This is a genomic window from Belnapia sp. AC561, from assembly GCF_979252845.1.
This window is the reverse complement of the sequence record NZ_CEEDBP010000202.1, coordinates 1-277: the sequence shown is the minus strand read 5'-3', so window position 1 is coordinate 277 and position 277 is coordinate 1. Positions and strand designations below refer to the sequence as shown.

1 protein-coding gene is annotated in these 277 nt (G+C 59.6%); it reads left to right on the top strand.

Going from position 1 to position 277, the window contains the following annotated elements:
- A partial coding sequence (locus tag AC0IW9_RS30755; protein WP_471652100.1) for a family 43 glycosylhydrolase occupies positions 1-277 on the top strand: 277 nt, incomplete at both ends.

Sequence of the window (277 nt, the reverse complement as noted above, 5' to 3'; positions counted from 1 at the left end):
CTGAAGGACGGCGCGGATTATTACGCTACCTTCTCGTCCTTCCAATATTATCCCGGCATTCCGATCTGGCATTCGCGCAACCTGATCGACTGGACGCCCATCGCGGCTGCCCTCCGCACGAACATCGGCATCGTCTGGGCGCTCGATATCGCCAAACACGAAGGCCGCTACTTCATCTACATTCCGACGCTCGACGGTTCCGAGCGCCCACAAAAGACGTTCGTCATCCACGCGTCGAGCATGAGCGGGCCCTGGAGCGAGCCCATCGACATGAAGC